Origin of the sequence: Fibrobacter sp. (assembly GCA_024399065.1) — a bacterium.
Lineage (GTDB): Bacteria > Fibrobacterota > Fibrobacteria > Fibrobacterales > Fibrobacteraceae > Fibrobacter.
On sequence record JAKSIB010000018.1, the window covers coordinates 46,033 to 65,605 of the forward strand.

Annotated in this window: 15 protein-coding genes; 7 read left to right on the forward strand and 8 right to left on the reverse strand. The window is 50.0% G+C overall.

Annotated elements, in window-relative coordinates:
• Positions 1-45: 45 nt before the first annotated feature.
• The 5 genes from MJZ25_10100 to MJZ25_10120 all read right to left on the reverse strand — a co-directional run bounded on the left by MJZ25_10100 (position 46) and on the right by MJZ25_10120 (position 4,999).
• Positions 46-1,050, reverse strand: a complete 1,005-nt coding sequence (locus MJZ25_10100) for a bile acid:sodium symporter family protein (protein ID MCQ2124523.1) — start codon at positions 1,048-1,050, stop codon at positions 46-48.
• Between the two features lie 25 nt (positions 1,051-1,075).
• Complete coding sequence (locus MJZ25_10105; GenBank protein MCQ2124524.1) at positions 1,076-2,098, reverse strand: ADP-ribosylglycohydrolase family protein; 1,023 nt, start codon at positions 2,096-2,098, stop codon at positions 1,076-1,078.
• Between the two features lie 154 nt (positions 2,099-2,252).
• Positions 2,253-2,948 carry a hypothetical protein gene (locus MJZ25_10110; GenBank protein MCQ2124525.1) on the reverse strand — a complete coding sequence of 232 codons (696 nt, stop codon included), beginning with the start codon at positions 2,946-2,948 and terminating at the stop codon, positions 2,253-2,255.
• A gap of 302 nt (positions 2,949-3,250) precedes the next feature.
• Positions 3,251-4,090 carry a DNA alkylation repair protein gene (locus MJZ25_10115; GenBank protein MCQ2124526.1) on the reverse strand — a complete coding sequence of 280 codons (840 nt, stop codon included), beginning with the start codon at positions 4,088-4,090 and terminating at the stop codon, positions 3,251-3,253.
• Positions 4,091-4,102: 12 nt separating this feature from the next.
• On the reverse strand, positions 4,103-4,999 hold the full coding sequence (locus tag MJZ25_10120) for a bile acid:sodium symporter (protein ID MCQ2124527.1): 897 nt from the start codon (positions 4,997-4,999) through the stop codon (positions 4,103-4,105).
• A gap of 60 nt (positions 5,000-5,059) precedes the next feature.
• Between MJZ25_10120 and MJZ25_10125 the strand changes: the two genes are divergently transcribed.
• Positions 5,060-6,451, forward strand: a complete 1,392-nt coding sequence (locus MJZ25_10125) for an ATPase (protein MCQ2124528.1) — start codon at positions 5,060-5,062, stop codon at positions 6,449-6,451.
• A gap of 184 nt (positions 6,452-6,635) precedes the next feature.
• A complete protein-coding gene (locus MJZ25_10130) occupies positions 6,636-7,292 on the forward strand; it encodes a TrkA family potassium uptake protein (GenBank protein ID MCQ2124529.1) in 657 nt (218 codons plus the stop codon).
• A gap of 132 nt (positions 7,293-7,424) precedes the next feature.
• On the opposite strand, the gene MJZ25_10135 is transcribed toward MJZ25_10130, so the two are convergent.
• A complete protein-coding gene (locus tag MJZ25_10135; protein MCQ2124530.1) occupies positions 7,425-8,012 on the reverse strand; it encodes a hypothetical protein in 588 nt (195 codons plus the stop codon).
• A 106-nt stretch (positions 8,013-8,118) separates the two neighbouring features.
• Between MJZ25_10135 and aroC the strand changes: the two genes are divergently transcribed.
• The 3 genes from aroC to MJZ25_10150 all read left to right on the forward strand — a co-directional run bounded on the left by aroC (position 8,119) and on the right by MJZ25_10150 (position 11,636).
• Positions 8,119-9,201 (forward strand): chorismate synthase, encoded by a 1,083-nt coding sequence (gene aroC / locus MJZ25_10140; GenBank protein ID MCQ2124531.1) that lies wholly within the window; start codon positions 8,119-8,121, stop codon positions 9,199-9,201.
• Positions 9,202-9,220: 19 nt separating this feature from the next.
• Positions 9,221-10,117, forward strand: coding sequence for a tetraacyldisaccharide 4'-kinase (locus MJZ25_10145; GenBank protein MCQ2124532.1), 897 nt, complete (start codon positions 9,221-9,223; stop codon positions 10,115-10,117).
• A gap of 61 nt (positions 10,118-10,178) precedes the next feature.
• Positions 10,179-11,636, forward strand: a complete 1,458-nt coding sequence (locus MJZ25_10150) for a hypothetical protein (protein MCQ2124533.1) — start codon at positions 10,179-10,181, stop codon at positions 11,634-11,636.
• A 98-nt stretch (positions 11,637-11,734) separates the two neighbouring features.
• Here MJZ25_10150 and MJZ25_10155 read toward each other — a convergent pair whose 3' ends face one another.
• Positions 11,735-12,127, reverse strand: a complete 393-nt coding sequence (locus MJZ25_10155) for a co-chaperone GroES family protein (GenBank protein ID MCQ2124534.1) — start codon at positions 12,125-12,127, stop codon at positions 11,735-11,737.
• 33 nt (positions 12,128-12,160) lie between these two features.
• Here MJZ25_10155 and MJZ25_10160 point away from each other — a divergent pair, with 33 nt between their 5' ends.
• Positions 12,161-13,111, forward strand: coding sequence for a hypothetical protein (locus MJZ25_10160; protein ID MCQ2124535.1), 951 nt, complete (start codon positions 12,161-12,163; stop codon positions 13,109-13,111).
• 34 nt (positions 13,112-13,145) lie between these two features.
• Positions 13,146-15,026, forward strand: coding sequence for an ABC-F family ATP-binding cassette domain-containing protein (locus MJZ25_10165; GenBank protein MCQ2124536.1), 1,881 nt, complete (start codon positions 13,146-13,148; stop codon positions 15,024-15,026).
• A gap of 60 nt (positions 15,027-15,086) precedes the next feature.
• On the opposite strand, the gene MJZ25_10170 is transcribed toward MJZ25_10165, so the two are convergent.
• Positions 15,087-19,322 (reverse strand): fibro-slime domain-containing protein, encoded by a 4,236-nt coding sequence (locus MJZ25_10170; protein ID MCQ2124537.1) that lies wholly within the window; start codon positions 19,320-19,322, stop codon positions 15,087-15,089.
• Positions 19,323-19,573: the final 251 nt, after the last annotated feature.

Consider the following 19,573-nt stretch of genomic DNA (forward strand, 5'->3'; position numbering starts at 1 on the left):
ACCAAACAAGTCCCGTGGCAAAACTGCCGCGGGATTTGTTTTTAGTTATACGCCGCGGAATTTTTTCTTCTGGTCCAGCTTGGCGAAGATACCAGCAAGAATGGTACCGCTTATGGAATGGTAGGCGCAACTGATAGCGCAGGGAACCACGCACAGAGCGGCATTGGGATTAGCAGCGATGTTCTCGGGATTAGCAAAGAAGGCTGCCGCAAGCACCGTTGCCATGCCCGCATTCTGCACGCCAACTTCGATGGCGATGGTACGTTTCTTTGCCGTGGTGAATTTAAGGACGCGACCTACACTATAGCCCAGCACATAGCCAAGCGCATTGTGGCAGAACACCACGGCAAGCACCAGGAACAATAGGCTTACGCCATTGTTCAGCAGATGCGGGCGCACCGTTACGATAACGCTACCCACAATAAGGCCAAGGCCGATGACGCTTACCGAAGGCATGTTCGCCTGGATTTCCTTAAAGCCGTTACGATGACCGAAGAAATGGTTCATCAGGAAGCCTGCGGTCACAGGGCCCACGGTCACATAAAGGATCTGCAGGAACATCCCCACCGCATTCACGTTGATGCTGGTATCTGCAAGCCACAATACCAAAAACGGGGTAACAATCGGCGCAAGCAAGGTGCTGACGATTGTCATGCCCACAGAGAAGGCAACGTCTCCCTTGGCAAGATAACTCATCACATTGCTGGAGACGCCGCCGGGGCAGCAGCCCACCAGAATGATACCTACAGCGAGATACGGATCCAGTCCGAAAACTTTCGTAAGGCACAGGGCAACCAGCGGCATGATGGTGTACTGAGCCAAGGCGCCAGCACAAATATCCAGCGGGCGCTTCGCCAAGTTCTTGAAATCTTCAATGCGAAGGGTCAAGCCCATGGACAGCATGATAATGCCGAGAATGACCGAAGAAACGTTTCCGTGAACCCAGGCAAATGTAACAGGGGCAAAGAAAGCAACCACCGCGCAGGCGATTACAAAAAGAGAGGTATAGGTGGAAAGAAAACGGGTCACCGCCCTAATAACTTTAAGCATGACCCAAATATAGAATGGTTCCGTCTTACTTGCTAGCCACGAATTTCTGGAAACGAAGGAGTATATCCAAAAGTTCCTCGGGAAGACGGTTCACTGTTTCACGCTGGATTTCTTCGGGAACACCATAAACGGCCTCGGCCATGGCGCAGGCGATGCAGCAAAGGGTATCGCTGTCGCCACCCAAGGAAACTGCAAGGCGCGCCACTTCTTCGAAGGAATTGCCTTCGCGGAAGGCGCAGAATGCCTGAGGGACCGTGCCTTGGCAGGATTCATCCATATGGTAGCCGGGGCGAATCTTGTCACAAGTCATCTGGCTGATAGCATAGCCATAGGTGCGTTCCACATAATCCAGAATTTCCTGCTTGGACTTGCCTGCACGCCCCAGGAAGATGGCGGCCGCCACCGCCTTGGCTCCCTTGATGCCTTCGGGATGGTTGTGGGTGACGCGGGCAGAGATTTCCGCATACTTCTCCACTTCTTCCAACGTGTCGTAGGCCCAGCCTACTGCGGAGACACGCATGGCGGAACCATTGCCCCAGCTGTTGTAGGGCTGCGGGTTATCGCTTTCAAGCCAGCGGCAGAAGCGGCCACCGTAGCCTGCGTAAGGGAACCTGCGACCCAGAGAGCGCATGGAGAAAACCATAGCTTCTTCAGTCTTTTGTTCGTCGGGCTTGTCCTTAGTCGCGTCGAATTTGTCCTTAGCCGCGTCGGGCTCTCCGCCGAAACCTTCCGCGAAACCCATCATCACGGCGTTTGCCACAGCCACGGTCATCACGCTATCGTCGGTATATTCCGAAGTCCTGGAAAAAAGCGGGAAGTCCGTACCCTTGTAGTTGTTGCTGTCAAATTCATAAGGCGAACCGATGGTGTCGCCGGCGATGGCTCCCAAAAGGCAAGTATCCTTCTTGAGATTGGACCTGTTATTTTCTACAGGCGAATTTTCCTTGGCATTTTCTGTTGCCAGAGGTTCATCATCAAAATCGCCCCAAAGCATATTGCTTGCTGCATTGCGAAAAACTTCACGTATTCTTTTTTCACGTTCCGTCATAACGACTCCTTCTACTAGGTTCCTAAACTATATCGTTTTGTTTTTAACAATTGTAAAGATACCTTGTGAAGGCTCGCGGGAGGTCGCCTAGCATGCGACATGGGAAAATACGATCTGCAACAAAAACGCAAAAAATCAATGGGAACAAGAATCACTAGCGAAAAATTTCGATGATATTCTTGTTAGGTGCCCGCTGGGCGTAATAGCTTTCCAGGATTTGCAAGATCGATTCCTTTTCCCGCGGAATAAACCGACGGTGACTCATGTAGAAGTTTTGCGCCCCGCAGGCTCGCAGGAATTGAATCTGCTGGTAAAGCAGCTGCACGTTATAGGAGTCAGGCCTGTTATGACCTACCGTTGGGTAAGTAGAATCTACCAAGAAAGCGGATTCCCCAACAGTAAGCATCAAGGAACCTTTGGCATGACTGCTGGGGATAGGCTCAATATGAAACTTCAAGCCGTCTTCAAACTGTAAGGGCGACTCAACAACCTGAGTGCCGCTGCGGGCGCGAATGCTTTCGTCGCAATGACGAAAAGTCTCGCGTCCAACAAAGAGATTGTCGAAGGAGACCCGCGAAAGGTTGAAGAAATGGTCCCGATGGAAATGGGAAATGACGATATTTTTCTTGAGAGGTGCGGCATCTTGATGCAAGTGCTGCGCGGTACCCGGCGCTACGCCATCGCAAGGTAAGTTGTTGATGAAATCCGCCGCCTCATCACTGGCACCCACATCAAAAATCCACCAGACGGTCTCGCCACGGATGGCGTATACATCGGCACTCAGCGGGTTTGTTTCGCTAGGCATTGACGCCGGCAGATGAAGGATTCTTGATTGCAAATTACCAGACATGATTCTCAAATGTAGCTATTCAGAATGCGCAGCAAGCTTTTTGGAGATTTTTTGTCACCAAAAGACTCTTTTTACAAAGTTAGTGACAAAAATGTTACGTTGTATAAAACTACACTAACAATTTTAAGTGTTTCCGCCAACTCAAATAGTCACCAAATCGGCCACACCGTTCTTTTAGTGACATCAATCTTTCCTGCAAATCTGCAAATTCAGTTACTTTATTCAAATTTTTTGTCACTAAACAAGCTTTTTTCTCAATTCAGTGACACAAAAATCAAAAATTGGCATCAAACCGCCGCAATCTACACCTTCAGCGTCCGCAAATAGGCCTTATGTTCATCGGTCACGCGGAAACTTTCAATAGATTTCTGAATGGTCTTGTTGTGAGTCCACGGATCCAGCTTACGCTTTTCAATATAAGGCACAGCGTCGTCCCACTGTTTTGCAAGTGCGGTGGCGAAGTACCAGGCCACTTCCATCTGCACATAGTATTCGGGATTTGCAAGCGTAACGCCCGCGGGAGTTGCCGCAGCCACCCTCGGGTTCGGCGCCATCACCGCGGCCGGCCCACTTGGAGCCCCTTCCGGCAGCGACTTGAACTTGGCCGTATCCACAGCGGCCACCCACTTCAAAAACTTCGGGTCGTAGCGGTCATCCAGGAACAAGTCCATCAGCATGTTGATGCCGAACCGCACCACATAAGGATGGTCCGACTTGACCCACTCCTGAATACGCTTCAGAAATTGCGGCACGTCCTTCAGCAGGGCACGGGGCTTTTTCCCGTCGCAAATGGCCCAGTTGTCGATATAAGGCAAGAACTGTTCCGTGCGGGCAAGGCACTCGTCAAAATCCTTGATGTGCTCCAGCAGCATGGAATGGATATGGTTTTCCTCGAAGTACTTGTGGGGAAGCGTGTCCATGAACTTCGCAACGGACCCACCAACGGTCCGCGCGGTCCCAGTCTGCGACTTGTCCGAAGTTTTAGCAGTACAAAAAAATTCCTTGGCCAGCTTTCGCAGTACAGGAACCCTCACCCCGATAAGGGAGTCACAGGAAATTCCCGGCACCAGTGCCGTATGGAAATCCTTATACTTCAAATCCTGATTTTCAAAAAGTTTCTGAACAAGTTCCTTGTGGGTCATGCCACAAAGATACTATTTCTGCGGTTTGACCTTCGCACTCATGTAGGTGAGCACCAGGTTCTGCCACACCACATAGCAGGTGGGAGCGATGGCAGCCACGGGGCCTGCATAAAGGCTTGCAATCCAGATGACCAAGGTGGTGTTCTTCTGGCCCATGCTCTGGGAACTTTCGATGGGGTGCTTCTTGTCGCAGAACCAGCCCAGCACAAACTGCAGAATGCAAATGACCAGGGCAACGATAGCCAGCAGCGGAAGGGTGCCGCTGTTCCACAGGTCGGCAAAGCCCATTTCACGAATGTCGCGGCTTGCCTTGGCAAGAATCACGAACACGGAGAAAGTCCAGATGAAGATGGTGTACTTGGAGAACTTTGCCACCTTGTCGGCAAGTTCCGGGTAGAAGGAACGTACGCCAAGGGCAAGTGCCAGCGGGATGGAAATGATAGGCTGGATGGAATTGAAGATACGCAGGGCGATATCTGCAAAGCCCGCCTCCGATCCGGTCAAGTAGCCATATATAATAGGGATGCTGAAGCAAGCGATCAAGTGGCCACTCAGGAAAATCTTGAGGGCAAGCACGGGATTTCCGCCCAGCATTTTCGCCATGGCGGGCGCAGCGTTGGCCGGCGGACAAAGGCAGATGATGGCACCGCCCAGAAGAACTTCACGAGGCAGGCCGAAAACTTCCACAGAAGCCCACAGGAGGGCTAGCAACAAGAGACTTGCAATAAAGGCTCGGACCTCAATCTTGAAGGTATAGCCGTGTTCCTGGGGCGGGACCTTGCCGATAAAGGTCAACAGCATCATGGTTCCAATCTGGAACGGCAAAGTCGGCGCAAGAACGCTGGCCTGGGGGAGCAAAATGCCAAGAATAATGGCAATCGGCATCAAAATGGCACGTAAGTTCTTCATAACGGGCGCAAATTTAGCTTATGTGGGGGTACACGGCAAGGTTTTTCTATCTTTGCCCTTATGCTACACTCAAGATACGACGCGTTTTCCTACGTGGAAAATGCAGACGAAAAGAAGAAGAAACAGGGCAATCCCATTTTGCTGATCGTGTCGGGCTACCTGGCCCTGATCACCCTCGGCGCTATACTGCTTTCCCTCCCCTTCGCCCAGCGTGAACCTGTGGGCATTCTGGACGCATTCTTTACCGCAGGGTCTGCGGTTTGCGTTACAGGACTTTCCACTATCGATATTAGCAGCAGCTTCACCGGCTTTGGCAACTGGGTTCTTGTTTTCCTGATGCAGAGCGGCGGTCTTGGTATCATGACCATTTCTACGGTTATCATCCTCCTGGCCGGCATGCACCCGGGGTTCAACCATCAGTCCGCCCTCCTGGCCAACTACACCCAGGAAGGTAACGTGGATGCAGCCCGCATCCTCAAGGCTGTGATTCCCTTTACCTTTATACTGGAAGCCATCGGCGCCGTGTGCTATTTCACCCAGTTCTCCGGAATGGGCCTCTACGACCGCATTTTCTGTAGCATTTTCCAGGCCATCAGCTCCTTCTGCAACGTGGGCTTCACCCTGTTCCCGGATTCCCTGGTGCAGTTCCAGCTGAACCCCGTCGTGAACATGACCACCTGCGTTCTGGCATTGGCCGGCGGTTTCGGCTTCCTGGCCATTACCGAAGTCCGCTACATGTTCGACTTCAAGAATAGAGCTCTCCGCAAGATTTCTCTCCATACCCGTATCGCTATCGGCTTTACCCTGATTATCGTTCTGACCAGTATCGCTTTCTTCACCTTCAGCGAATGGGGCAACACCTTCTCCAATCTGAACTTTGGCGAAAAGCTGGAAACCAGCGCCTTCATGGCCTTCACCAGCCGTACTGCAGGTCTCAACTCCGTGAACGTTCCTGCCCTCAGCGTGGGTTCCCTGTTCTTCTTCATTATTATTATGTTGATTGGCGCCAACCCGGGTAGCTGCGGCGGCGGTATCAAGACGACCACCACTGCAGTGATTTTCCTTCTAGGCTTCAACCGCCTCCTTGGTCGAAACAAGACCCAAGTCCACGGTCGAACCATCCCCGAAGATACCGTGGATAAGGCTGTCCGAATTTTCGTTATCGCCATCGTGGTGATTGTGCTCGCCACCTTGATCCTCCTGCAGACCGAAGTGGCCAACGCCTCCATCGAACAGACCTCCTTCCTGACGGTCTTCTTTGAAGTGGTAAGCGCCTACAGTACCTGCGGGCTTTCCATGGGCCTCACCCCTGATTTGACAATTCCGGGCAAAATCATCATCTTTATGGTGATGTTTATTGGTCGAATGGGCCCCTTGTTCCTAGTTTCCGCCGTTACCAAGAAGCAGGAAGACGGCATGTGGTACGCCGAAGAAGACATTATGGTGGGTTAAGTTTCACTTAACCCACAGGTATGAAGTATGAATTATGAATTACGAGAAACAACTCCAGAATTCATGATTTTACCTCAAGCAAAGTGTCGCGGCGAAACTTTCCTGCGAACTTTCATACTTCATAAATCATAACTAGTAACTGCAAAAATGGAAAAATGCTAAGCATTTTTCTATTTTTGCTTATATGGCATCTAAACAATTCGTAGTTATCGGCCTCGGCAATACCGGCTACTTCCTGGCACGTCACCTGACCGCCCTCGGTCACGATGTGATGGTGGTGGACCCCAGCCCCGAGAAGATCCAAGACATTTCTAACCAGGTGGCCCAGGCTGTCGTCGCTGACGGCACCCGTAAGAAGCAGCTCCAGGCACTGCCTCTCGCCAAGGTGGACAGCGTCATCTGCTGTATCGGTGAAGACCTGCAGGCTTCCCTCCTGACCGTCCTCAACCTCCGCGAGCTTGGCGTCAAGCACATTATCGCCAAGTCCAGTAGCCCCGCCCACACCACCATCCTGGAAAAGCTGGGCGTCGCAGACATCTTCCACCCGGAACGCGACATGGCCATTTCCCTGGCCGAACGCTTGAACCGTCCTAACATGCTGGACTACCTGCCCTTCATGGAAGGTTTCTCCATCGTGGAACTGGCCTGCCCGGAAAGCTTCTGGGGCAAGACCTTGAAGGACTTGAACCTTACCCACAAGTTGGGCATCCAGGTGATCGCCATCCGCGACCCGCTTGAACCCACCCCCAAGATCGGTAACATCGCAGACTACCCCCTCAAGGAGAACGATGTGCTGTTCGTGATCGGTCCCAACGACGCTCTGGACAAGTTCAAGGGCTAACCTGGCGCAGCAAAACACAAACTCAGGTTCGTCGCAAAGAACATAGGGGCGTAATCCCCGAAAACAAAAAAAGGCTCGGTTCAAACCGGGCTTTTTTTATTTGAATTCAGAGTTTCAAAAAGAACTTTTGGATTAGAACACCGGACGGCTAACGGCAGCCTTGTCCTTGGACTTGCCACCCTTGGCGGACTTTTCGGTAGCCAGGGTACGGTGGGTAACGGAACCAACAGCGAAGTAGCGGCCGCCCTTCTGGACGAGAGCCGTACAAACGTTAAGGACCTTAACGGCGTACCACTGCTGATAGATGTTCAGGACGTTTTCTCTGAGAGTAGAAGTTTCTGAAATAGCCGGAGCGCCGGAAGGCTTACCATACTTGAGGGTAAACTGCTCGGACATGTAGCTCACAGCATCAAAAGACTTGTTCAAACGGGCGCGTTCCACACGGCCAGTACGAATTTCAAAGGAATAGAACTTGTCATTCTTGTTGAAAATGAAGTCTACCTGGACCGGCAGTTCACCAAACATAAAGACGGGAATGACGACTCGTTCGCCTTCGCCACGCTGACCATAGGGTTCGTAACCCAACTTCATTACTTCTTCAATAACGGTTTCGCGGGAGGCGCCAAAGGGGATACCAGCGAAATCATTATAACGCTGAGCACATACTTCTATAGATAGAAGCAGCGTCAAAATGGTTACAATGATGCTAAGTCTTTGCACAGTAATCTCCTAGTACCAATGTAAAAGATAGTAAACTTTTCTTATCTGGTAAGACCTTATTGTATATTTTCTTAGAAAAAAGCCGTAATTAGCTATATTTTTTTACATGTCTAGCACTTTTGGTAAAATTTTTTCTGTTTCGACCTGGGGTGAATCCCATGGTCAGGCCGTCGGCTCCGTCCTGGACGGCTGCCCCGCAGGTCTTCCCCTCACCGAAGAAGAAGTTCAGGCCGAACTGAACCGTCGCCGCCCTGGTCAGAACAAAATGACCACCCCCCGCGATGAAAAGGACCAGGTGAAGATCCTTTCTGGCGTTTTTGAGGGAAAAACCACAGGTACCCCCATTTCTTTCGCTGTTTTCAACGAAGACCAGCGTAGCCACGACTATTCTGAAATCCAAAAGTGGTACCGTCCGGGCCATGCAGACCTCTGCTACGACCTGAAGTACGGTTTTAGAGACTACCGCGGCGGAGGACGTAGTTCCGCACGCGAAACCATCGGCCGTGTCGCTGCAGGCGCCGTGGCCAAGAAGCTTTTGAAGCAGGTAGCCGGCACCGAGATCTTGGCATGGGTGAACTCCATCGGCAATGTGGACTGCGGCCCCCTGAACCTGAACGAACTTTCCCTGGACCAGATCGAAGCCTCCCCCGTCCGCTGCCCGGATCCGGAAGCAAGTGCCAAAATGGAACAAGTGGTCATGGACGCCCGCTCCAACATGGACAGCGTCGGCGGTACCGTCTGCCTTTTGGTGAAGAATCCCCCCGTGGCTCTCGGTGAACCGGTATTCGACCGTCTGGACGCACTTCTTGCACAGGCAATGCTTTCCATTCCTGCAAGCAAGGGCTTTGAAATCGGTAGCGGTTTTGCAGCCGCCCGCATGCACGGAAGCGAACACAACGACGAACTTTTCTTCGACGGCAACTCCTACCATACCAAGACCAACAACGCAGGTGGCTCCTTGGGCGGTATCAGCAACGGCGAACCCATCTACTGCAAGGTGGCCTTCAAGCCCACCGCAACCATCAGCCAGGAACAGAAGACTGCTGGCCGTGGTGGCGAAAACGGAACCTTGGCAGCTCGTGGCAGACACGACCCCTGCGTCGCAGTCCGCGCACCTGTGATTGTAGAAAGCATGGCAGCCCTAGTTCTCGCAGACTTGTTCCTGCAGCAGAAGCGTCATTGCCTGTAATAAACCCGAAGGTCGCGGGATGAAAGCTCTCGACTCTATCCGGAGAATAATTGCCGCCTACTACTGGGCGGCTTATTCGTTACATCACGCCCTATGCCTCAGGCCAGGCAAACCTCTCAAGCATTCAAGGCTTGTGGTTGTCGGAAGCTACCGAACTGGCGGTGCAGGAAAAACCCCCTTCAGCCTCTGGCTTGCAAAGAATCTTCTGGCCCACGGAAAAACCGTGGCAGTCCTTTGCCACGAATACGCCTACGACGAAATCGCGTTCATGAAAAGTGAACTGAAAGGTTTCCAGTACGCATCGGTCATCGGGACAAGAAATCGTTATATGACGGCGCAACTGTTGGACAAGGCTGAAACCAAGGAATTCAAGGGATCGCCGGACTACATCATCTGCGACGACGGTTTCGAAGACAGCCGACTCCGCCCCTACAAGATTTTCAGGCTGGACTGGGAGAATGAACCTACCGACATCAACGAGTTGATTCCCGCAGGAAAATTCCGCAGTCTAAAGCAAGACCACAGAAGAGACGAAGCCATCACCACGGCGATCCGCTGCTACGGGACATCTCCTGACGTCGCATTCCAAATCTACGACATCACAAATGCCGCAGGTGAATACCCGAAGTACAGACAAAGTATCGCAGTCTGCGGTCTAGGCGATCCGAAACGTTTTGTCCAGGATTTGAAACGAGCAGAATATCCTCCGCGGAAGTGCATCACTTGCCCCGATCACGACCGGAATTTTTCAAAAAAATTATCCGGAGTTCTCCTGAAATATCCCCTGGAAAATATCATCATCTCCGAGAAGGATTCCTACAGGCTTTCCCAGGACTTGCTTCGCAATCCACAAATTTTTGTAGCAAAACAAAAGGTTTCTGTCTTCAATGACACCTATTTAAGGGCTCTTTTATAGCTTTTTGAGCTTTCCCAATTCTTTCTTACTATATTTTTCTTACTTAAGAAGGAATGGGATAATGACGCTTACTAAAAGAATTTCTGAATTGCTGGCCGCACTTTGCAACGGCATTCCCGAAAGAGAATCTTGCATCCAGTTGGGATTCCTGGCTACAGTTACCGGCGCCCCCATCTACATCTTCGGACGTTCTGGCTCCGGCAAGTCTCTCATTGCAAACCGCTTGGCTGCATCTTATAAAAGCGCACGCGTCTTGAACGTGGGGCGCCGTCAGCAGACATTCCCCAGCAAGCTGAACGCATTCGACATTATCATCTTCCAGAACTTCAATCCTCTGGACGAAACCACCAAGGAAAATATCCATACCGCCATTCACGAACGTGAAGAAGCAGCCTTGGTATTGACTGGCGACCAGCGTCCCGAAACTGCGCTGAGCAGGATTGAAATCACGGACCACATCGTCCTTTCCATTTCCCTGCCCGAAAGCCTTTCTCCGGCAGCCCTGTGCGGACTTCTACAGGACCAGAGTAAACTAGAAGAAGCCCACATTCCCATGGGCCTCGCCCTTTCTCCAGAGGAACTTAAGCTTTGGAATGCGGACATCAAGAAAGTCACCCTTTCCGAAGAAACCTTGGCCATCATCGGTAAGCTGGCAGAAATCTGCGACCAGAACGACATCTACGTTCCCATCCGTAAGTGGATCGCCTTTACCAACATGATGAAGGCCATCGCATTCTTCAACGGTAGAACAGAGACCCGCTTCACCGACACGTTCTTCCTGGGCTCCCACGTTTGGGGCAGATCCAACGCCAACACTGCAATTTCCGATAATTTCTGCAACATCATCCAGTCCATTCTCTTGAAGGACATGCCTGAAATTCTGGAAAAGCCCTACGATGCAAACGCTACTTACAACAAGGTCAAGACCTTGCTGCACAGCAGCAACAACCTGTACGAAACCAAGATGTTCAACAACGAACCTTGCCTTTCCTACCGCATCACCATCGCAGGGGAACCCGCACCGCTTTACGTTCCGCTCCGCTACATGGAAACCGACGAAGACTTCAACCCCTTCAACGAATTGAAGCAGGTCGAAACCCGCGTCCGCTGCAACTACCACGGGACCTCCAGTTGCACCATTTCCATTGACTCCAGCGTCAAGGGCGTGGGCCTCCGCAGTTCCATGCAGCGCAACAACGCAAACCCGGGCAAGTTCGAAGACTTCGCTACACTCCCCAGCTACATCCTCCGCGAAAACGATCCGGAAGTTGCAGCAAAGAAGGCCTCCCAGTTGGAAGAACTCAAGAAGGAAACTGCCGCCCAGATGGAACGCCAGACCAAGCTCCTGCTTGCTCTCCGCGACTTGTTCCGCGCCAACAAGGCCTACCGCGAAGACCTGTTCTGCAACACCACCATCTTTGACAATGTCCAAAACAATCTCCGCAGGATCTTTGAATCACTTACTGCAGTAGCAGGCAAGATCAAGGAAACCGCAGACCTGTTCGAAGCAAAGCAATAATTTCAAGCGGAACGAAATCCGCAGCTTGCCCGACACAAAACAGAAATTAAAAAACCGAGATCCTTCATGGACCTCGGTTTTCTTCTTGATTCAATCTCTTACATGTTTGCCAAGCCAGAAACATCGTCCGGCACTTCAGGGCGAACAACCAATAGAACCGCATTCTGGGAAATAATCACGTAACGTTCGCCGTTCACTTCAAGTTCCGTTCCGCTGGCATGCAAGTAGAGAGCTTCGTCCCCTTCCTTCACCTGGAGCGGAACATAGTTCACTGCCTCCGCATTATCGCCACGGAAAACCGCATCAGGATCCTGGTTTGCAGGAATCGGGTAGCCAGGGCCCACCTTCACGACAAGGCCGGTATGCACCGAGTCATGTTCCTTGACGCTGGGCGGCAAATAGAGACCGCTACTGGTTTTATTTGCAGCTTCCAAAGGCTTAATAAGGATTCGATCACCGATGACAACAATATTCTTTAACGGGTTCAGCATGCAGGTAAAGATAGAATTCTATATATTACAAGTATGATTTTCGTTGCCCTGTGGACAGCAATATTGGTATTCCTTGCAGCGTATCTTTGGCGTAGCCCGAAGATTAAAAACTGGCTCAAGGTTCTGTGGCGCGCCAAACGTTGGAAGCGCTGGATTGTTGTATCCATCGCCTTCCTTGGGACCATTACGGCAACTTACTGGACACACCCGAAAGTCGAAGAAAAAGTCACCGACACAACAGAGCTTTTTTACAACTATTCAGCAAATGCGATTCTTAAACTGGATTCCATCCAAAAAATCAAACTGGAACCGGGACTAGACCTTAGCAAGCCCAAGCCAGAAATCGCATACGTACTCCCGCTCATCATCAATGCCTACAACGAAATTGTCACAAAGCCAACCATGCCCGTACTTGTGCGACTTGATGACATGCTCATGATCGAGATGCGCGGCTACAAGCAATTCAAGAACAGAGCGATTCTTTTGACAAGGCTTCTAAAAAAGAACCTCGGTAACCGATACAACATCTATATCGATGTGGGTGAAAACTCCATTCACACCTTGCAGATTTCCTACACCGGCGAGCCCTGGGACATTGAGCAACTTTGCGCCCTCCCAGTTCTGGAATACTCCCGAGCCAATCAAATTGATCCCGCACTTTTAATGTCCATCATCCGCCATGTTTCCAACTTTGATTTCAATTTCAAGGGAACCAAGGATAAGCGCGGAATTCTCCTGCTGAAAGAAGGTGAAGGGCTGGAACAAATTGAGCTTGGTGCACAGCGCCTAAGTAAGTTGTTGCAAATAGGCATCAGTCGCGAAAATGCAGCAGCCACATTCTATCCTGACTACGGCATCGGCGACAAGCCCGAAAACTGGAAACAGTCTCCCTTAGCAAAAAGCTGGGTGGACCAGGTCCTTGCAGATGTAACCTTCTACCGCGAAAACGGGCTGCATATCAATTTTGCAAACAACGCAAAATAAATTCGCCCATTAGCTTTTTGCTAAATTTGGCATCGTGATTCAAGTACAGAACGTTTCTAAGTCTTTTGGCATGCAGGTCCTTCTGGACCAGGCAAGTTTTTTGGTGGGCGCCCATGAACGCGTGGGCCTCGTAGGTCGTAATGGTTGTGGCAAGTCTACTTTGTTCAAGATGATTCTTGGCCAGGAATGTTTGGACGGAGGTACCATCGACATTCCGAAAAAGTACACCATTGGTTATTTGCAACAGCACATCAACTTCACTCACGCAACAGTTCATGAAGAAGCCTGCAGCGTGTTGAAGCCCAATGAAGATGGCTGGATTGAAGAACACAAGGTGGAAGCAATCTTATTCGGTCTGGGTTTCGATGAAGAATCCATGAGCAAGGATCCCATGCTTCTTTCCGGCGGTTTCCAGATTCGTTTGAATTTGGCAAAGGTGTTGGCTTCTGAGCCAGACATGCTGTTGCTTGACGAACCGACCAACTACCTGGACATTGTGTCCATGCGTTGGCTCAGCCGCTTTTTGCGCAACTGGAAGGGCGAAGTTCTTCTCATTACCCATGACCATCATTTCATGGACGAAGTCTGCACCCACACCGTGGGCATTCACCGCCACAAGATCCGTAAGGTAAAGGGCACTGTAGAAAAGCTCCGCGAGACCATTGCCGAAGAAGAAGAAGTGGCAATGCGCACCCAGGAAAACGAAGCCAAGAAGAAGGCTCAGCTGGACCAGCTCATTGAACGTTTCCGCTACAAGGCAGCAAAGGCCGCCATGGTTCAGTCCAAGATCAAGGCTGCAGCAAAGCTCGCCAACGGCGAACGCCTCACCCACGAACGTAATCTGGACTTCAGCTTTACCGAAGCTCCGTTCCCAGGAAAGCGCATGCTCCAGGTTCATAATCTGGCATTCAAGTACGGTGACGGTCCGGAACTTTTCAACGAATTGGAATTTGAAGTTTTCAAGGGCGACCGCATCGCAATCATCGGCCCCAACGGGCGCGGCAAAACTACATTGCTGAACTTGATTGCAAAAGAACTTACACCCACCACAGGCGAGATCTGTCACAACCCGAATCTGCAAATCAATTACTTCGGTCAGACAAACATCAACCGCCTTAATCTCGAAAACAACGTCGAAGAGGAAATCGCAAGCGCCATCGCGGAAGTCTCCCAGAAGAGCCGTGCCCGCGGTCTTGCAGGCCTCATGATGTTCAGTGGCGATAATGCCCTGAAGAAAATCAAGGTTCTCTCCGGTGGTGAACGTAGCCGCGTACTTCTCGGCAAGATTCTTGCAAGCCAGTGCAACATGCTGCTGCTTGACGAACCCACCAACCATCTGGACATGGAATCCATCGAAAGCCTCATCGACGCTCTTGATGATTACGAAGGCACCGCCATGGTGGTGACCCATGATGAAGAACTTCTTCACGCCTTTGCTAACCGCCTCGTAGTTTTCGATGGCGGCAAGTGCAGAATCTTCGAAGGATCCTACGCCGACTTCCTTGAAAAGGTGGGCTGGGCTGCAGAAAAGAAGCCGGGTGGAATGGATAGCGACAACGCCAAGCTTTCCAACATCGACGTCACCAAGGACGCAGCCACCACCGCAAGCGCTGCACCTTCCGCAAAGATGGACCGCAAGGCTCGTGCTGACTACATCGCCGAACGTTCCAAGGTCATCAAGCCTCTGGAAAAGGCCATCGCCAAGATCGAAGAGGATATCGCCAAGGCAGAAGAACTCTCCGGAGAACTGGAAGCAAAGCTTGTGGCAGCCTCCGAATCCGGCGACGGCAATGCCATTACCGCAGTAGCCAAGGATATGGACGACAACAAGAAAAAGATCGACGACCTCTACACTCAATACGAAATGAAGAGCGCCGAACTTGATGCTGCCAAGGACAAGTATCCGCTAGACTAAAACCCGCACGGTACATCACACAATAAAAAAGGCGCGGAACAAATCCGCGCTTTTTCTTTTTTACTTTCTCCGCTTTATACCGAAGGAGTAGGTGTCGAAACTGCTACCCGCAACAGTCTTGCCTGAGCGGATTTTCACTTTCACCTTCGTCACATAGACTCCGGTACCTACAACTCGTCCCTTGTCACTATAGCCATCCCACTTGAAGAAAATATTTCCGGGATTGTCAAAGCAATTGGACTTTTCAGGATTTAACGGATTATAGAAAACCGTAGAATCGTTACAACGAATCGTTCCCTTGGCTTTGTTTACGAACCCGCCCAAATGGGTGTAGTAGTAGTTTTCCCAATCGATTCTCACGAGGGCCAAGGCAGAATCTCTATCCGCAGCAGACGAAAGATTCATGATTGTTTCGGTGGCCAGTTCTCCAATGCTAAAATTAAGCAAAGCTCCCGGCACACCCAGGCTGTCTACAATATCCTTAACCGACTTATTGGCAGGAACGGAAATCGGAACAATGTCCTTTCCATTTGCGAACTTTTCGGTATCGCTGCCAATACCAACAATTCCAGGAACCTTGATTTCAGTTCTCTGCTTCCCCCTAATACGAACCTTGGGGTTGTCAAAGTGCGGCGAGTTTCCGTTAAGATCGTGGATTTCACCAGGGATCAGCTTGATGGAATCACCAAGCACAGGCAACACGCCGTTTATTGAACGACGGAAGGTTATTTTGACAACATTTCCATTGGAACTCGACTGAGACAAGACATATTCCAAGGAGTCGGAAATATTGACCGTGTCTCGATAAATGCAGAATGTTGCCGCACCGGCAAAAACCTTTTCGGTAATACCTTCACTCATGTTCACCGTCATCACGCTAACATCGTCTGTTTTCGGCTCAATTATGGCACTCAAAATAACCGGTCCCACATGGTCTTCAATGGACGCGCTCATGCCCAACTTGACAGAATCTCCAGTATCCTCATCCTGGTAGGTATAGTGATACTTTAAGGAGCCACTGTAAATCTCATCGGCAACACCGGTAAATACAGAAGTCAACAAACCCTTTTCATTTTTGATAATCAGGATTGAATCCATGAAAACCAGGGGTTCAACATTTTCCCTTCCACCAATCGTGTGGAAGATGCTTTCTCCAAAACTCCAGGACAAGGTGTCCGGAACATTTTCCTTAAAGGGCTTGCTAAACGGAATGGCCAAGCTATCAGGAATTCCATCACCATTCACATCAAACATTTTTGCACGATTGACAAAGGGAACGGGAGGCTCCTTGAAATGAAGACCAGTCCACTTCAATTCATTGGCAACAAATCCACTGGAAACCTTAAAGGAGGCATTGACCATGGCCGCTTCACCAACAACGTAGAAGGAGGCTAATCCCGAAGAATCCGTCGTAACAGAAGTAACCTTTTGTCCATTGGCATCAAGGAACGACAACGAATCAGATGTTATGAAGTCCAAGGGCACAATACAATCCGTGCAAACGGTACCCACATAAAGTACGGCAATCTTTAAAGGAACCGCTTCGGGATATGTCACGTGAGCAAGAAGGGTGTCGTTTTTCGGATCAACACCGATGCGCTGGCCACGGAGATTCAAACCTGTCGGATCCAAAACTTTCAGAGTATCTGCAGGATCGAAAACATCCACGAATGCAATATCCGGCAACGGGTATTCCGGAACCACAAAGGAAATCATCTGAGACTGGGACAAGTCAGAAGCCAGGTAGCAAATCAACGTATAGTTACCGGAGGCCAGAGATCTAGAACGAACAATAGCGCTGGTGTCAATGGTGAAGCCAGACATATTTTCATTAATGAAAATACCGCCATAATTCAGACCCGGTTCTAGAGCAACGCCATCTCCAGTGAGATTGCCGCCCTTCAGCTGGAACACCGACTGTGCGGACTTCTTTTCAACCTTGGAAACACTGGTCACATCGCAACTCAGGGATTCATCAACCAACAGCTGCATTAAGTTGTACGAAATCGTACCGTCGGTGGTCGGAACCGCTTCTGTGTAGAAAGTCTTCTGCGTACGCAAATTGATGGATGTACGCATCTTGAAATTGGAACCATCGGCATTACGTTCCGAGAAGAAAATATGGAACGGATATTCCTGACCTTCTATCAATTTCAACTTAGGTTCGTTCTGTCCAATAGTGTCAAGATCCACAAAGCCTTCTGCGGGGCTATGGCATCCACCGATATCCACCACGAGATGGTTGTTGATGAAAACCCAAACATCATCGTCACCACGGAATTCAAAATACTGACCCTTCACATACTGGAACTGGGCAGAAATTTTCATGGCAAAACTATAGTTGTGAGTCTTTCCTCCCGCCTGATGCTGAAGGTTGTGGTCAAATTTCGGATTCTTCACGGTCATTGCGGAATCCAAATATTCAAGATCGTCAATAGGGAAGAAACCGCCATCCTCGTGGGATTCAGAAATGTCTGCCAGCCAGAAACCCTCTTCATCCAAAGTCAAGTCGATGTCACGGCAAACGCCATTTGTATAGGAACGTCCCTTACTGTCGACAGCCACTTCTACAGGAATAAACCACTTTTCAATTTCGTGGGCGGCGGAACATTCATACCAAGGGTACACAGAAGAGTCTGCGCGGGCAGGATTTCCATTGACCAAGGTGTCCTGCACCATGCCCAGGGTGTATCCTCCAAGGGGATGCCAGGAAGATTGGCAAGTCTTATTGGTTGCGAGCTTGCCCGTAGAATCCAAGTACGTGACAGTCGTATAGTCGTTGCCGTAATAGATGTTACCAAAGTCTACGTCGATGGCGTCGTCAAATCCTTCACCAGCCCAGTCCACCACAAGTGCGGAAATTTTCATCGAGGGACAGATGCCCAAACGCTTGGGATAAGTTTCGCTAAACTTGGGTGCGCTATTGGAAGTAGGATAAGGATAGACCCAAACCGTGTCATGAAGCGCCATAATGGAATCCATGACAATAGGTTCTCCATCAACTAGTCCCGAAGCGGTATAATGTTCAAAACCAAAAGTCTCTCTGAACTTTACATCCCAAGAATCAACATGCTTGAAAGACAAAGCCTGATACCAGCCACAAGTGTCCTTTGAAATAGGACCCATCTTCAAAGTATCGCTGTCCACGAGCATCAAGGGGGTCATATTGTCCCAAGGACTCAGTAGGCGGATTACCTTCGGTTCCAGAGGTGCATAGAGGATCTCATAATTTTCCTTGCCCTTAGAGTAGAACCAGGCTTCGTAAACTCCCTTGGGGAAAATCTTGGAAACCGAGGGCCTGTTGGGGCTGCGCCATGAACCTTCGGGAATCTCGAAAAATCTTTTTGAACCATTCTGATCAGACTTGATATCAAGTGTTGCACCAGCCCACTGCTGATCCTTTACCTTTTCCACGGGGAAAGAGTAAACCCACCAGAAAGGATATTCGCCAGTGCTATCCATCTTGATGGATTGACCAAGGTTATCTGCGTCAAGATAAACCGCGCTGTCCCTGATAGTGGTATTAGTTCTCCAGGGATGATAAACATGCAAAGTCCTGGTGGAGTCAAAGCATTCGCCTAAAGTTCCAATCTCTGTGGTAATCTCAGGAACGTCCTTGGTTCCATCCACGAAGACTGTATCGCCCAGGGCAAAAAAGCCAGACAAGTCAACTACGTCATTTTTGGGGACAGACAGGTAAGATGCATTGTAGCGAACAAAGTAAGCAGTTTGCGCCGGGTTTGCTTTCATCATCGCCGGGGAAATTGCACCCGCAAACCAACCGCAAGTAGACTTGTCGTCCGGCACAAAATACATCAATGCAGAATCAGCACCGAATACAATTTGGGGCAAAGCCTTGTTTCCCCAGGGGCTCTTGAACCAAACGACCTTAGAGCCCGGCGGAGTAAGGCTTTCAGTATAGGAATTTGCATCCGTGTAGATCCACACTTCTGTCTCGGAAGCAAAGAGCTTCGTCATGGAAAACTTGACTTCGGAACCAGCAATTTCCCACGCAACACTAGTCATGCAGGAATTTTCTGGACAACCACGAACTCCAAAATCCTGCCAGCTGAAATCGGAAACATCCTTGTCCCAAGTGTAGGAAAACCAACCGTCATCTTCAGCGGTCATCTTGTATTCCGGAGAAGTGCTGTACCCAGTAGCGCCACCCAAAAGGTAAAGGGAATATTCTGTTCCACTGGAACGCCACGGAGACTGAATATGAACAGTCAGTTTCGCCTGAGCGAAAACCGACAAAAAGAGAACAAGAAAAAACACCCAAAAATTGTGTCGCATAAAAACACAACTCCTTTAAAACTTAAAGAAATTCCAAAACACTCCAAGGATAAACTATGCTTTTTATTCTTGGAGTGAATAAAAAAACGGAATTAAAAAGAAGTTGTGTTGAGAACTCAACAAGAAAGAAAAAGTTACCTAAAAGACACCGCTAAAAGGATCTGAAGTCGCGATTTCGGAATGTCGCGAGGCGCGGACAAAAAAGAAAAGCCCCCCTTGAGGTTTACCTCGAGGGGGGCGTGAATCCAGCA

Bases quoted from the DNA above. Each gene is read 5' to 3' on its own strand.
- MJZ25_10120 (MCQ2124527.1), bottom strand. From the start codon at position 4,999: ATGAAGAACTTACGTGCCATTTTGATGCCGATTGCCATTATTCTTGGC.
- MJZ25_10150 (MCQ2124533.1), top strand. From the start codon at position 10,179: ATGACGCTTACTAAAAGAATTTCTGAATTGCTGGCCGCACTTTGCAAC.
- MJZ25_10105 (MCQ2124524.1), bottom strand. From the start codon at position 2,098: ATGACGGAACGTGAAAAAAGAATACGTGAAGTTTTTCGCAATGCAGCA.
- MJZ25_10110 (MCQ2124525.1), bottom strand. From the start codon at position 2,948: ATGTCTGGTAATTTGCAATCAAGAATCCTTCATCTGCCGGCGTCAATG.
- MJZ25_10115 (MCQ2124526.1), bottom strand. From the start codon at position 4,090: ATGACCCACAAGGAACTTGTTCAGAAACTTTTTGAAAATCAGGATTTG.
- MJZ25_10130 (MCQ2124529.1), top strand. From the start codon at position 6,636: ATGGCATCTAAACAATTCGTAGTTATCGGCCTCGGCAATACCGGCTAC.
- MJZ25_10155 (MCQ2124534.1), bottom strand. From the start codon at position 12,127: ATGCTGAACCCGTTAAAGAATATTGTTGTCATCGGTGATCGAATCCTT.
- MJZ25_10170 (MCQ2124537.1), bottom strand. From the start codon at position 19,322: ATGCGACACAATTTTTGGGTGTTTTTTCTTGTTCTCTTTTTGTCGGTT.
- aroC (MCQ2124531.1), top strand. From the start codon at position 8,119: ATGTCTAGCACTTTTGGTAAAATTTTTTCTGTTTCGACCTGGGGTGAA.
- MJZ25_10145 (MCQ2124532.1), top strand. From the start codon at position 9,221: ATGAAAGCTCTCGACTCTATCCGGAGAATAATTGCCGCCTACTACTGG.
- MJZ25_10125 (MCQ2124528.1), top strand. From the start codon at position 5,060: ATGCTACACTCAAGATACGACGCGTTTTCCTACGTGGAAAATGCAGAC.
- MJZ25_10160 (MCQ2124535.1), top strand. From the start codon at position 12,161: ATGATTTTCGTTGCCCTGTGGACAGCAATATTGGTATTCCTTGCAGCG.
- MJZ25_10100 (MCQ2124523.1), bottom strand. From the start codon at position 1,050: ATGCTTAAAGTTATTAGGGCGGTGACCCGTTTTCTTTCCACCTATACC.